9 protein-coding genes and 1 pseudogene are annotated in these 13777 nt (G+C 57.6%); 2 read left to right on the plus strand and 8 right to left on the minus strand.

The window, feature by feature from the left end:
• Positions 1 to 488 precede the first annotated feature (488 nt).
• The 7 genes and pseudogenes from ACMGG8_RS19585 to ACMGG8_RS19615 form a co-directional block, all read right to left on the minus strand.
• Positions 489 to 2378 carry a hypothetical protein gene (locus ACMGG8_RS19585; RefSeq protein WP_414158212.1) on the minus strand — a complete coding sequence of 630 codons (1890 nt, stop codon included), beginning with the start codon at positions 2376 to 2378 and terminating at the stop codon, positions 489 to 491.
• Positions 2375 to 4042, minus strand: coding sequence for a hypothetical protein (locus ACMGG8_RS19590; protein WP_414158213.1), 1668 nt, complete (start codon positions 4040 to 4042; stop codon positions 2375 to 2377). Before ACMGG8_RS19590 ends, ACMGG8_RS19585 begins: the two co-directional genes overlap by 4 nt.
• A 19-nt stretch (positions 4043 to 4061) precedes the next feature.
• Complete coding sequence (locus ACMGG8_RS19595; RefSeq protein ID WP_414158214.1) at positions 4062 to 5291, minus strand: Druantia anti-phage system protein DruA; 1230 nt, start codon at positions 5289 to 5291, stop codon at positions 4062 to 4064.
• A gap of 1277 nt (positions 5292 to 6568) precedes the next feature.
• Positions 6569 to 7027: pseudogene (locus ACMGG8_RS19600) on the minus strand (IS3 family transposase); the annotation flags it as partial.
• A gap of 16 nt (positions 7028 to 7043) precedes the next feature.
• The gene (locus ACMGG8_RS19605; protein ID WP_414158215.1) at positions 7044 to 7556 is read right to left on the minus strand and encodes an Imm15 family immunity protein; all 513 of its coding nucleotides are present in this window, start codon (positions 7554 to 7556) and stop codon (positions 7044 to 7046) included.
• Positions 7557 to 7674: 118 nt separating this feature from the next.
• Positions 7675 to 8820 (minus strand): AAA family ATPase, encoded by a 1146-nt coding sequence (locus ACMGG8_RS19610; RefSeq protein ID WP_414158216.1) that lies wholly within the window; start codon positions 8818 to 8820, stop codon positions 7675 to 7677.
• A 14-nt stretch (positions 8821 to 8834) separates the two neighbouring features.
• The gene (locus ACMGG8_RS19615) at positions 8835 to 9695 is read right to left on the minus strand and encodes an RNA ligase family protein (RefSeq protein ID WP_129406097.1); all 861 of its coding nucleotides are present in this window, start codon (positions 9693 to 9695) and stop codon (positions 8835 to 8837) included.
• Positions 9696 to 10034: 339 nt separating this feature from the next.
• On the opposite strand from ACMGG8_RS19615, the gene ACMGG8_RS19620 reads away from it, so the two are divergent.
• Entirely contained in the window at positions 10035 to 10694 is a 660-nt protein-coding gene (locus tag ACMGG8_RS19620; protein WP_414158217.1) for a hypothetical protein, read from the plus strand.
• A gap of 67 nt (positions 10695 to 10761) precedes the next feature.
• Here ACMGG8_RS19620 and ACMGG8_RS19625 read toward each other — a convergent pair whose 3' ends face one another.
• Positions 10762 to 12327 carry a carbohydrate porin gene (locus ACMGG8_RS19625; RefSeq protein ID WP_414158218.1) on the minus strand — a complete coding sequence of 522 codons (1566 nt, stop codon included), beginning with the start codon at positions 12325 to 12327 and terminating at the stop codon, positions 10762 to 10764.
• Between the two features lie 167 nt (positions 12328 to 12494).
• On the opposite strand from ACMGG8_RS19625, the gene ACMGG8_RS19630 reads away from it, so the two are divergent.
• Positions 12495 to 13769, plus strand: a complete 1275-nt coding sequence (locus ACMGG8_RS19630; protein WP_414158219.1) for an ABC transporter substrate-binding protein — start codon at positions 12495 to 12497, stop codon at positions 13767 to 13769.
• Positions 13770 to 13777: the final 8 nt, after the last annotated feature.

Consider the following 13777-nt stretch of genomic DNA (forward strand, 5'->3'; position numbering starts at 1 on the left):
CTCGGGTCGCCCATGTCCAGCCATCCCGCACAGAGTGACGTCGGTATCACCCGCACTCGCCCGAGTGCCCTAGCCTTAACGCTTCGCGGGAAACGCGGTGAGGGTCCGCCACCCAGTACGACCGCGTAGCCGTCCTGAGACCTGATCGCTCGTGGAGGAGGAGGCAACCATCCTTTTTCAACCCGAACCAAATCGCCGATCTGCTCTAGGCTGTCGAGAATGCTCAGTACGCCAGGTTTGGCCTCCGTGTCATCCAGCATCCCTGGCCAAATTGGCCCAAGATGTTTTCGGGTCAGGCTGGTCAGGCTGAGTGAAGCCGCAGGTGTCCACGCGCCCCGATTTTCGGTAGGCATCGCGCGTAGGAAGCAGGCAGCACGGAGACATTCCGCGATAGCGGCGATCCGCAGACCTTCGCCTTGGGTGGTGCAACCTAGGCCCTTGGCCAAGATGCTTTGTGCCTCGTGCCGGGACAGTGCTTGCCATCTCATCTAGGCCCCCTCGAGATGCGAAGTTTCAGCCTGGTGTTGAGCCATGACCTGCTCTGCCAGGCGGGCTAAATCGTCGACCGGACCGCCTGTACTCTTTGCCCAAGGCAGTGCCCATGCCGTTAAAAGAGCATACAGGTCCCCTTCCTCGCTGCTTCCTGCAGCAGTCCGTAAGCGCAGATAGGCTCGTTCGGCGCATCTTCTCCAAAGGTTGCCCGGCTGAAAGCCCGCCTCTTCCAGCAGTTCCTCCAACTCCGCCACGAGAGCACCGGACATGCCGCTGTCGAAGCCCTCAAGCTGGTCCCATGACTCTTGCGCGAGATGACCATACTTCACATTGATCAATCGGGAAGTTACGCCACGCATGGGAAGCACATCGGTATCGAAAACCGGGCCGAGTTCGGCAAGTGTGCCACCGCCTGGAAATGCTGCGGGTCCCTGGGCCCACGAGGCGACCAGCGCAAGTCGGGGGTAGACGGACATCGCTAGTTGACGGCGGGTAATCACCTCGCGAATGGCTGAGCCATAGACTTCAAAGGCGGAGCGATTTGCGCCTTTCAGGGCTAGGCAGCCTGAGGTCTCTCCCACTATTTCCAGGCATTCCGCCGCTGCCTCATCCGAGACAAGGCCGACAGGGATGCGCCACTCGTGGTAGCTTGATCCACCCACGGCCGCAGCCAGTGCGTCAGCGACCACGTCCGCCAACGACCCGGTAAACTGGATCAACTGACCGGCGGCAAGCGCGGCTATGATTTGACGTGCAACGGTCAGTGCTGTCCCTTTGACGAAACCGCATGCTTGTAGGTTGGTGGAGATCAAATCGCACGCGGTCTCCACGCTTAGGATCTCGACAAGTGGCCCCTGAGGCTCTGCCTCAAACAGACGAACCTGCGACATAGGGGGTGACTCGCTCCTTACTGTACCAACGCTACTTTGCAAAGTTTCCAGGCGTTCTGACAGCCGCGCTACAGCTTCTGTGGTCTCCACCCAAGCCGTTTCGCGTGCAGTGATAGGCTTCAGCCGGTTTTCGATCACACTGAGGTGTGCCGTCATCTCATCCCAAGCACCTGACCGCTCAGACAGCACCTTCACTGCTTCGCTCAAGGAACGGATGTCGTCTTGGGCTGCTTCGTCGGAAGCACCGGCGCGCATGGCGTTCTCTTCCAATGCGCGGACGGTCGATACCAACTGCTCATCCGCGGCAAGGAGGCGTTCTGTCAGTGCGCGAAGTTCGGCGAGGTCGCGCGTCGACTCAGTGGCGCGCTCGCTGATGTCACGCAGTTCCCCAGCTAGGTTGTCATCCTTCAAGCGCAGTGCATTGAGCTGTTCGACAAAAGCATCATCTGTCGCTTCAAGGCTCTCAACGCTGTCCTCTAGAGTGCCGACGCGATCCGGCAAGGCTTCAAACAGTCGATCACGCGCCACTATGGCCGCAGTGCGGAATTTGCTCAGTTCTGTCTGAGTGTCGGCGTGGTCAGCGAACCCACTAAACGCGATCAAGCGCTCTACCGTCTCGCGTGGGGCATCCGGGAAACGTTCAACGAGCTTCGCCAGAAAAAGCGGGCCCGCATCATTAGCGGGCGGCAATTTGTCACCTGCGGGGAAATCTTTGTGCAGATGATTTCTCGCCCACTCTACCCAGAAGTTGGCGAAGGCCTTCCAATCGGCTTCACTCTTCTGGCCACCCAGTGGATGCAATAGATGACTGATGAGTCGCTTTTGCTTGGCTTTGAAGTCAGTGGGTGTCCCGCTGCGAAAACCGTCAATGGCGGTCATCCGGTCATAGCAGGATTTTCGATAGCTATGCGGTACTTCCTCAATAAACTCGGTAAGGGACTGCTGGTCGAACGCCGAGATCCGAACTCTGGCCTCCTGGCTGTAGTAGTAACTCATGGCGAGACACTTTTTCCTGAAGATTTGACCTCAAAACCGCAGGCGATAACGTCCTTGATCAAGGCACGGTAATGCGGAATTAGCGGAGGTTGTGGTTGGAGGGCGCCGAACGCGTAAACCAACTGGTCATCGTCGGCGTCAATGTGGGCCGGCGCAGAGCACTGCAATTGCGTCATAAAGCTGCGCAGCCGCAAGCGTATAGATGGCCCGAGACATGGCACAGCGATGTCCGACGGGCACTGTGCGCTACCACGTAAACGCAGCCTGCCGAAGCCGCCTAGGTCGAGGTCGACGTGGCATGCAGCATCAATCAAACCGTCAATAACGATCGCTTGTAGTTCTGGCGTAAACAAGCGCTGATACTGGTTGTGAGGCGCGCTCAGATCACTTGCTGCCAGCTCGTACTTGAGGCCAGTGGCAGCGCGTTCGAGGTAAACAGAGCCCGACGCACCAGGAGGTATTGACAGGTATTCCAGTCTCATCTGATTGAGCCTGGCCAAGGCGATACATTCCTTGCATCGGGCTCCTTCGAAGGGCACGACCAAGCGCACGCCGACGGTGTTAGTGAAAGCCACCTCCACCCCAGGCAAATCGATCGCAGCGTCGACGTTGAAGGTCGTCGATAAGTATTTTTCAATCTCCGACGTACCAGCGTTGGCCACGTGGAACTGCTGACGGCTGTCAGGTATCAAGGCAAATAGTGCCGGATCTCGATCCACTCCTGTTGCCGAAAGCCGATTCTGCCCGCTCAGCAGTAACATGGTTGGCCCGTTAGCGGTCTGCCCTACCGGCATTCCTCGGGCTGTGAGGATGATTGCGGTCGAGGCAACGCATTCGGCGGAATTTAAACTGGAACTCTGGGTCAAGAACGGCCAAGCGATTGAAATACTTGGCACGGCCCCATTGATGGTCAAGCCCGTCAAGGACTCCAGCCATTCTGCACAGGCATCGGACGGTGACGTGGGCACCGTAATAAGAGCTAGGTTCCAACCCTCACGACTGTGAAATTTATCAGGAACCAGTTCCTCTGGAAAATTCAGGTTCTCCGGTGCCTTCCACAACAGAGCGTAGCTACCGTCCGTTCTGAGCTCCTGGGCTCTGGGAAAGCCCGGCGTTCTGTCCCCTGCCAAGGCCGTAAATACTGCGGCCCCGAAGGTGGGCAATCCGTGACAGGTGCGCTCTACACCATCGGTAAAATGCCGATCGGGGGTGCCTTGGAACGACACGATGCGAAAACTCTCTTGCGAAAGTTCCGCAGTCACGCGGCGGCCGTTCGGCATTCCGCGCATGTCAATCTCTTGAAGAATCCCATTGCCTACGTCCAGGGTGAAACTCGCGTCGCAGGGCCGACAAGACGGTAGTGTTAGTTCCAGATACCAGGCAGCGAGGTTTCTCCCTCTCTCAATTTTCAGCCGTAGTTCCATACTACGCATGGGCCGCGCCGACAATGCGAGCCCGGCTCCATGCTGACCGTGCAGGCCTGGCACAAAATTATCGCACTGTGCCGAGCCGAAACCTGGCCAATGAGCAAAGCACTTTTTCTGCTTGACCCCAGCCCGATGTAATACCTTTGCGCGACAGATCGGGCACACATAACGTCCCTTGCGTGTGGCCTGCTCTGCTGACTCAACCTGGTTTGTTAACGTATTGACGGCGTAATCCAAGGCCTGCCTCCTTGCATCCCTAGTGTCCGAAAGCTTTCGCCATCTCGTTATTCAACTGGAACTCGGGGCGCAGCAATTGTGCTTGGCTACCAAACAAAGAAATTAGGTCCGATGACCGCCACCGCCGGTAATCGGGGACGTTAGCGGCCCGTTGGATCACCCAGCGATCCAGCGCCTGATCTGCGATTTGCTTCACTGTCTGAAGAGACCGGATATCCGGCTTACCCTTGCCTGTTTGTAGGATCTTCGTCGCATTGGTTGCCAGTTGGCAGATAAAGACTTCGCGTTGGATGCCGTGACGCATCAGGTCATCCTTGAAACCCAGCGCCTTCAGGGCTGCGCGGGTGGTGCGCAATCGCCAATTCGGCCCTTGGCCGTACGCGTGATGATCAGCATAGGTGTGATCAATGTGGCGCAGATAGTCACGCAGTTCCAGGAACAACCAATCAGGAATATGGAAGTGTCCCCAGCCGCCTGTGTAGCCGATTGATTTAAGGTACTCTGTGCCATTGATTTTTAGACGGTTGTATACCGAGGAACGGCCCATCGAAGACGTGGTGATGACGGCCATCAGGCGCGCCCGCTTCTCCTCCTGAGAGATTATGCCCGTGGTGGCTCCGTAGGCATGGGCGAAGTCGTTGTAAAGATCACGACTTCGAAGCAGGCAAGCGATCAGTTTGCCGCAGAGCAAGGAGTTGTAAGGAGGGAGCGCTCCGAGGACGTAGGCATCCATGATGTTGACTAAGCGCGCGCCTCGATCATGCGAGTTCCAGCCGATGAATTTGTCCCGCACACCTAGGTTAAACACTGGATCACCCACGGCAATGATGCCCATTAGCTTGCCATTGGATTGATCCCACACCAGATAGCGCAACCGCCTGCCGAAGCCGCTGGACACCGGGACTGACCACGAAAGCGATGCCAGACGGAATAAGTCGCTCTGCCAGGTGCCCGACGAAACCCGCTCCAGGGCAGGGGAAATTTTTTTGGGAATCACCTCGGTACCTGAGGCGAAATATTGCATCAGTTTCGCACCTGATCGAGCTACAAAGTTGCTGCTGGCGATGAGGCGCTCCTCCCGTTGAGCTCCATGCAACACCCGGATCGCATCCTTGTCATTGCCGGGCGCTCGCAAGGCACCCTCATCAGTTCTGGTGAAGCCCAAAGTATGCAAGTGTTCACGGAGTTTTCGCTTGAGGTTCGCCTCCCTCGGATTAACGCCCGCGATAATGATGTTGCCCTGTGACATCTACGGCTTCCTGCTCACTGTCATGCTGCATTGAATATCGAAATTATTCATGACGCATGCGATGGTTCATACACTGTGCACCTGAAAAGGGATGTCAGTGCATTCCTGGGAATATTAAACTCCAGCTTCTATCGGGCGCGCTCTGCGATGCCTTGGTCAGAATAACGTCAAATATGACCGGGAACGGCATCAGGTACTGCTGGGCAGTGATGTGCTAGGTGTCCGTGGAACTGACGAAGCTTTCACTCAGAATACCGACTTTCTCCGCTAGGCGGCGTAAAGGTGCTCCATCGCGTGGATGATTCTCATAACCCTGCCCCACTGCAAGGTTCCCCAAGTACCAGAGCTGTCGACGAATCTCAGTGCAGGTCTGAATCATGCCTTTCTTCCGTGAGTGTTAGTGCGGGAATAAGCCTATAGCCTGGGGATGGCATTGCGCCAGCCTTTTTCGCCTGTGCTTCTCCCCTCCCGCTGAATGGTGCGATCAGGCGTCAGCGCTGGTCCTACTGTGTCCAACCTTGATTTCGCTCGAATTGACTCTCGGGAACCTCACAGGCACGGTGTTATTGGTATGTTGCAGAGCATGATCAAACACCTCAGCAAGCCTGGATGACCTGCAAGGCGACATTGCCTCTACTGGCTTGCCGCACACAAGATTCCCACCCGTCCCTCCAAGGTTATACGTCCGGAAATCGCTGCTGTGGTGATCTGGCATGCGCAGATCATAAAGCTCAAGGATCAGGCACTCATGCAGCGATATAACTGGACACGGCCACATCAGTACAACGGTTTTGTGCCGCCGACGGTTGCTGAGGACAAACTCAATTCCGTGTCCGGGAATTGTTGACCACTACAGAGGTAAACCCCTACTGGCTTCAAGGGCTGTGAACAGACTCCCGCGTCCCTAGAGACCTCCGAGCATTACAACTGAGGCTATTAGAAGGTTGCATGAGCAATGACCTCCGGGACAAACCACACTGTTCAATTCTGAGCCTGTCAGGTTCTACCCGATTTCCAACCAGATCCCAAAGCATGGTTTTTTGAAAACAATTATCCATTACATTTTGGAATGGGACGGTTAGAGGTCGGGGGTGAGACAACTGAGGACCGCGGGGAAACTGAATCTATGAACACCAATCTATGAACAGTTGCCTTAATTTGTAGAGTATTTAGCCTGTAATCTCAGGCTCGGGAACTGCTTATGAACATATAACATCGCCCACTTGTATAATCATATGCTACTGAATCGCCCCGTATTCTCTAGACACCTTACAAACTCATTGCGTAACGCTTTCAAACTCCCCCGACGACAGCTGATTGTTGAAGCCATGCCGACGTTTTACGTTGTAGAACATCTCGATGTAGTTGCCTCGGCGACTCTTGCTGGCAATCAAATTTTCGCCAATCGGAGCTGCTGTACTAGCTGCCTAGGTCGGAATGAATCATCACCTCTTGCTTAGGTTTACGCCTCCAAACCGCCATCGCCACACGATGATGACCACAATCCTCACCGACCTCGCGCAAATCGTCATGGATTTTGCGATAGCCATAAACGCCGCCGCTCTCCAGCCAGGAATGCTTGATCAAACCCAGTAATCGCTGATCGTCTTTAGCGCGTGCAGATTGCGGATCAGACAACCAAGTACGCGGCGGTCTTCAGTGACGCGCTTGAGTTCTGCTCGCAGACGACGCAGTTCAGCGAGTTGATCATCGTCTTGCTGTCGTTCTTCTAGAGGGACGAGTTCTTTGCACTCAAAAAGTCCTGGGAACAGCAAAGACCCTTACAATTTCCTCAGCGCAAACGGCGTCATGAAATCTACTTTCATAAAAATCAAAAGCAGTTTTTACCCCGCAGTTGGAAAAATACCTTTTTACTTCCTGCAACTCCCATGACTCAAGACCTCCATCATTTTCTCGTATTTTTTCCAAAAATCCGACTGAGGCCGGCTTTGGATAAATAAATACATTAGGTATGAGAATGCCTTGCTCCTCCAATCCCGCAAAGTCTGTAAAGGTCACGGCAAAAAACACACTTTCACTTCTAGATACTTCTAACAATCTTAAAGTATTCAAAAGAAATACAGCGAGCCCTGTCAGAAAGTTAGAAGCGCCGCTACCGCCCAGCTCATCCTTCAAGAGCTTTAAGCGACTGTATCTTGACACAAGTGGAATTTCTTCAAAGCTTTCATAGCTCTCGAAGAATACATCCATGTCGTTGTACGGTTCTTCGCTGATTATTTTATTGTAGATATCTGTAAGCTTCATTTTTAGGAGGGGCGCCATCCGTGCTTGTTAAGTCATTAACTTATTTTCTTTTGCTCTGCTATAGAACTTTGAAAGCTTTTAATGAAGAGCGAACTTATATTAGGAACGTAAGTGCCACTCACCCCTCCACCGCCTGATAAACCACCCGATGCGCCTCGGTCGGCAGCGGTACTTCCCACTTGAACAACATGCGGCGGATATCTTCGTTGCGCAGTGAGGTGTCGCGCTTCTGGTTGCGCCGCATGATCTCGTCCTCGGGCCGCTCCAGGTAAAGAATTTCCACCTCGGCGCCGTAGCCGTAGAGCAAGTCCAGGGTGCGGTTGCGCATCTGCGCCGACAGGTGCGTGGAGTTCCACACAAAGGGTTTGTGCTCGCGCAACAAGGCCTTTGCCCGGTCGATGGCGTAATGCGCAGCGGCGCCTTCGTTCTGTCCGTGGCGCAGGCCCAGGGCCTGGCGCGCGTCGTCGAACGACACCACCGGTAGCTCCGGGTAATGGTGCGCGGTCCAGGTGTCCTTGCCGCTGGCCGGCAGGCCCGAGAGCATCACCACCGACGAGCCCTGCGGCGGGTGCAGCGGGTAGTCGGGATGTACCCGGGCGCCACGCAGGTACTGAATGCGTGTGTAGTCGTCGACAAAGGCCCGCGGCCCGTGCAGGCAGCCCTCCTCCCGCGCCAGTTCGCGCCACAGTTCGATGGCGTCCAGTACATCGGCCTTGCCGGCGTAGTCGCGACCCTGCATATCGGCCTCGGCCACGGCACAGAGCATCCACAGCGGCAGTTCCCAGGACAGTTTGTGCAACAGGAACTCAGCGCTGCGGCCGCTGCGATCACCCTGCAGGGCGAAGAACGGCACCTGGTGCACGGCGATGATGCGGCAGATCTGCTCGCGCAACTCGAACGGCACACCGGCGCGCCACAACAGCAGCCGGGCATCCACCGCGCCCCGGCGTGAATGACCGGGCTGGCCGATACGCCCGGTATCCGGGTCGATCACCGTGGTGTCGGGCTTGGCGATATCGTGCAACAGGGCAGCGAAGAACAGCACAAAGCGCTGCTCGGCGCTGGCCTGCTGGTAGGCGGATTGCGCCAGCAAGGCTTCGGCCACCAGACGGGTATGAATCCACACATCGCCCTCGGCGTGGTAGGTCGGGTCTTGCGGTGTATCGGCCAGGCGCGCCAGGGCCGGGATGGCCGCCAGGCAGGCGGCGGCATCCATATCGCGCCCCGGCTCGGGGACCAGTTGTTGCAGTTGTCGAATATCCATATCGGGATGCTCCTTCAATAGCCGTGGCGTGGGCCCTGCCAGTCCATGGACAGGCGCGGGGCATAGAGGTCGACGCCGTCGGCCAGTTGATTGGGGATGAAGGGTTGGTTGGCATGGTGCTGGTCGGCATCGATGATGGCCTGGACGAAGTCCTGGCGTACCCACTTGAGCCGGCCGAGGGTCTGCTGCTCGTCCTCGAGCTTCAGATACAGGCCTTCCATGCGGCTGGATCGGTCGCACTGGCGCCAGGCACGGGCCAGGTCGAGGCCTTCGCGGCGCACCACCTGCTCGAACACCTCGCGCCAGCGCTCGGTCTTGGCCAGCGAATCGCCCACCAGCGCCATCAGCTCGGCATGCCGGCGCGGCGCCGGGCCTTCGTACAGCACCGGCACCGACAGCACCGGCCCTCCCTCGAGCAGGCACCGGCGCGCCGCGGTGGAGAGGAACAGCCCTGTGGCGCGGTCCCACACATCGAACTCGCAGAAATAATGTGGCAAGCGGTCGTAGAACACCGAGTGCTTCTTGTGCAGCCATTCGCCATACAGCACGAAGCGATCTTCCAGGCGCTCCAGCAACCAGTGTTCGTGAGCCACGGCCCACTGCTTGAACAGATTGAACTGGCGCTCGCGCCCACCGCCGGTGAGGTAGTGACCGCGAGATTGCAGGCGCAACTCGCCGCTTTCGCTAAAGCTGATGCCGGCGTTGGCGCCATCGAGTTTTTCTTCCACCACCAGCCACTGCCCGGCCAGGGCGGCATAGCGCACCTGGCCAGTGTCAGTGTCGCCATCTTGCAGGCGCGAGCCTTGCAGATGGGGCGTGCGGGGGTATTTGAGCAGTTCCAGGTTGTGCGCGGTGGCACGAATATCCATGTGCATGGGTTTGTCCTCGAAAACAGAGAAAAACCAACGACAGGATCAGGCAGGCATGGCAATGAAGCGCCGCCGCGCATAGGCACGGGCAGCCATCAGGCAGGATGGACCGTCGTCGGTATCAGGCGTGTTGGCTGGCGTAGGGCACTGGCTTCACCACTTGGAGAAAAGGTTGCAGAGGCTTTAGGGCGCGCATTCAACAGCAGATAGCGGCATCAGGTCAAGTCCCGAAAGGACAAAACCCCTGCGGCCCTGTTTGCGCACAACACCCGAGCTTTTGTCATGAAAAAAAACGCCTGGTGCTCATAGGGTGCAGCCAGTCATAACCTCGATAAGGAATCGATCATGAAACTTTCAAGCGTGCTGATGGCTGGAATCATTGGCCTGGCCCTTGCACCTTTGGCCCAGGCCTCGTCCACATCGGACAGCGAAGAAAAAGCCCAGTTACGCAAACTCTTCTGCGAGTCGAAGGGCGGCGCCGATATCACGGCGCTGGGTGAGTTGAACAAGTCCGACGACGTCGGCGCCGTGGTGGTGTGCAAGCTTCCGCCGTCGCCCACCACCGTGGTGGAAAACCAGGCGGCATCGAGCCTTGCCGCCCTGCCATTGACGCCCGTCACGGCAACGCTTGCGCCACCGTCCGGGGTCTACAAGCTCGCCCCGGGCGCCAGCAGCGTCAACACGTCCTGCTCGGCCAACCTGGCCATCGCCAAATGGGCAGGCTTTCCCAATACCAGCAACGGCAACGCCACCTTGAACTGTCGCGGATACAACGCCGGCGCAGCAGGCGGTACGCTGGGGTGCAAGATCGAATGGACCGGGCCGACCCAGGTCGCCATCGGGGTCACCCCTTACGGCGGCCAGGTGGCGGTGAATTTCAATTGCCAGGCCCTGTACTTCGGCTCCGTCGGCACGGTGATGGATTTCAGCTACGCCGATCCGACTTATCCGCGCATCCGCTACGGCTCGGTCCAGGCCACCAGCAGCATGACCATCACCCAGTAAGGCCGTGCCGGCTCGGCTGAGCTCCGATCCAGCGCCGGCAAGGCATGTTTGCCGGCGCGTTCAACTATCAAAACCAGGTTTCCATCTGTATGCCGTACTGCCATACACCTCCGGCGTTGAAGTCCGACTTGCCGAAGGCGTCCGAGGAGCTGTATCTGTCCAGATCGGACGACCAACTCATGTAGCTTGCGAACACTCGCAATTCGGGACGTGTGAGCAGGTCTCCAACGTCAAGTTTGAAGGTCGGGGCGACCGTAAATTTCCAGAAATTGCCGTCAACCGCATTACGTTGGAGATAGCCCTTGGGGTCGAGGCTCATGGTTTGCCAGCTCATTTCGTAGGCCATCTCGAAGTTGCTGTTGATTGTGTTGGCCAAGCGCACGTTCAGGGTCAGCCAGCGGTAGTCGTCGCCCTTGACGTATCTGTCGGTGCTCTGTTCGGCCAGCACGCTGGGCCCGATGCGCCAGTCGGGCGCTATGGGGGTCTCGCCGTAAAGGGCAAGACGCAGCGCCCGGGCCTCGTCGATCAGTTCGCCATCCGAGCCGACGTTCTTGACCTCCGCGCCCAGGCCTTGCCCATAGAGCAGCGCCGTTTTGAGGAAGCCTTCTCTGCCGAAGAAGTTCTTCTGGTGATTGGCCAGCATGCTGTGCAGGCCGGAATCCGCGGGGGTCAAACCGGCTTTATTGGTGCGGGTAGCAAAATCGTTTTTCTTCGCGCCGATGCCATTGAACATCCACTGCCACTGGCCATCCTCGAAGAACTGGTTGGACGTCAGGATGTAGCTCGCCACATCGGCGTTAAGGCCTGCTTGGCTGAAGTCCCCATAGCTACGCCCAATCAAGGAGTAATTCGAGCGCCAGTTCTTGTTCATCTGCACATCGTAGATTCCACCGCCGGTACCGGCCAGGTAGATGACGTCCGAGTCCAGCCAGTGAATATCGAAGTTGTCCCGATCAAATCGCTTGCCGGCCCACAGGGTGGCGTTCTCAAACACGGAATTGCCCTTGAACGCAGCGATATGGTCGAGCGCGGTGAATACCTGGCGCACGTTGAGTTTGCTTTCGTCGGCGGTCCAGTCATTGGAGCTTTCCACACCGTCGGCGATGGAAACGGTGAATTTGGAACGGGTGCCATTCTGCGCATAGATTTCTTTCGACAGGTCTATCCGCATGTAGGTGTCGTCCTCGTTACCGAGTCGCCCCACTGCCCCACCCACCGAGCCGGCCGGCGTCGTATAGGGTCCGCCACGACCACCGCCCAGCCCCTCGTCGATCAGCAATCCGGAACGGGCATAGCCGTTGAAGCTGAAGCCATTGCTGAGGTTCGAAGTGCTGGCCTGTTTTTCCATGCTTTCCTGGCGGGCTTCGAGTTTGGCCAGTCGGGTGTCCACCACGGGGTTGCCTGCCTGGGATGCAGCGGACGCAGCGGGCTGCAAGGCGGAGGTGGCGAGTTTGATCTGCTGCAACTCCCTGGCGAGTGCCTGGGTTTGCTGTTCGGCTGCCGCCGCGCGTTTTTCCGCAGCGCTGGCACGGGCCTCGAACGCGGCCATGCGCTCTTCCAGAGTCGCGGCCTGAGAGGCCGCCGCCGAGGTGCTGAGCACGCCTGCCAGTAGCCATCTTGATGCTTTCTGCATGTGGATTTCCCTGTTTTATTTTTATTGTCGTGTTCCTGCGACAGGCCGCTTTTTTCGCGAGTGGTGAACTGTCCAAACCCACAAAAAAAGATGCCTTATCGAAAATACGCTGTTACATTTGCCGTGTTAACGTTAACTTCTCTAAAAACAAAAATAAAGAGGCCTATATGAAACAGCTGAAATCCCTCCTTCCAGCAGCGTTACTCACCCTCTGTGCCGGCCTTCCATCCGTCTCCAGCGCAGCCGATCTGACGATCTCCTGCGGCGCGGTGGGGGCCGAGTTGCAACTTTGCAAAGAGGCCGTCGAGGCGTGGTCGAAACAGACTGGCAACCACGTCGAGGTGGTTTCCACGCCCAACTCGGCGACCGAGCGGTTGTCGTTCTACCAACAGATCCTCAGTGCACAGTCCACCGACATCGACATCATCCAAATCGACATGGTGTGGCCGGGGATGCTGGCCAAACACCTGCTGGATCTGCGCGAGGTGCTTCCTGCCAACGCGACCCAGGGCTACTTCCAGGCACAGGTCGATAACGCCACGGTCAACGGACGGCTGGTGACGATGCCGTGGTTCACCGATTCGGGGCTGCTGTATTACCGCAAGGACTTGCTCGAGAAGTACAACAAGCCGGTGCCCCAGACGTGGGAGGAAATGACCGCGACCGCCAGGGAGGTTCAACAGGCCGAACGCAGCGCCGGTCATCCCAATCTGTGGGGTTACATATTTCAGGGCCGCGCCTACGAGGGGCTGACCTGCAATGCGCTGGAGTGGATCAGCAGCCAAGCGCAAGGCGGCCTGGTCAATCCACAAGGCGACATCGTCGTTAACAGTCCAGCCTCAAGAGCGGCCCTGAACCTGGCAAAAAGCTGGGTCGGAGACATCTCCCCGCGTGGCGTGCTCAATTACACCGAGGAAGAAGGGCGTGGCGTATTCCAGTCGGGAAATGCGCTGTTCATGCGCAACTGGCCTTACGTCTGGGCCCTGGTGCAGAGCCAGGACAGTGCGGTGAAAGACCAGGTTGGCGTCGCTGCCCTGCCCCGCGGCGGCGAGACCGGTAACCATGCATCCACCCTCGGCGGGTGGGGCCTGGCGGTATCGCGTTACAGCGCCCATCCGCAACTGGCCGCGGAGCTGGTGAGCTACCTGACCAGCGCCCAGCAACAAAAGCACCGTGCCCTGATCGGCGCCTATAACCCGGTTATCGAGTCCCTGTATCAGGACCCCGAGCTGCTCGCGGCCATGCCTTACTACGCTCATCTGCACAGCATTCTCAACGATGGGGTCATGCGCCCCGCCGCAATAACCGCCGATCGCTATCCACGGGTCTCCAATGCGTTCTTCGACCGAGTGCATGGCGTGCTGGCGGGCGAGTTGCCTGTCGATCAGGCGCTGGCCGAACTGGAAAGCGAACTCACGCGCATCAAACGCCGGAACTGGTAAGCCCCAAG

The organism is Pseudomonas sp. BNK-45 (genome assembly GCF_047456255.1).
GTDB lineage: Bacteria > Pseudomonadota > Gammaproteobacteria > Pseudomonadales > Pseudomonadaceae > Aquipseudomonas.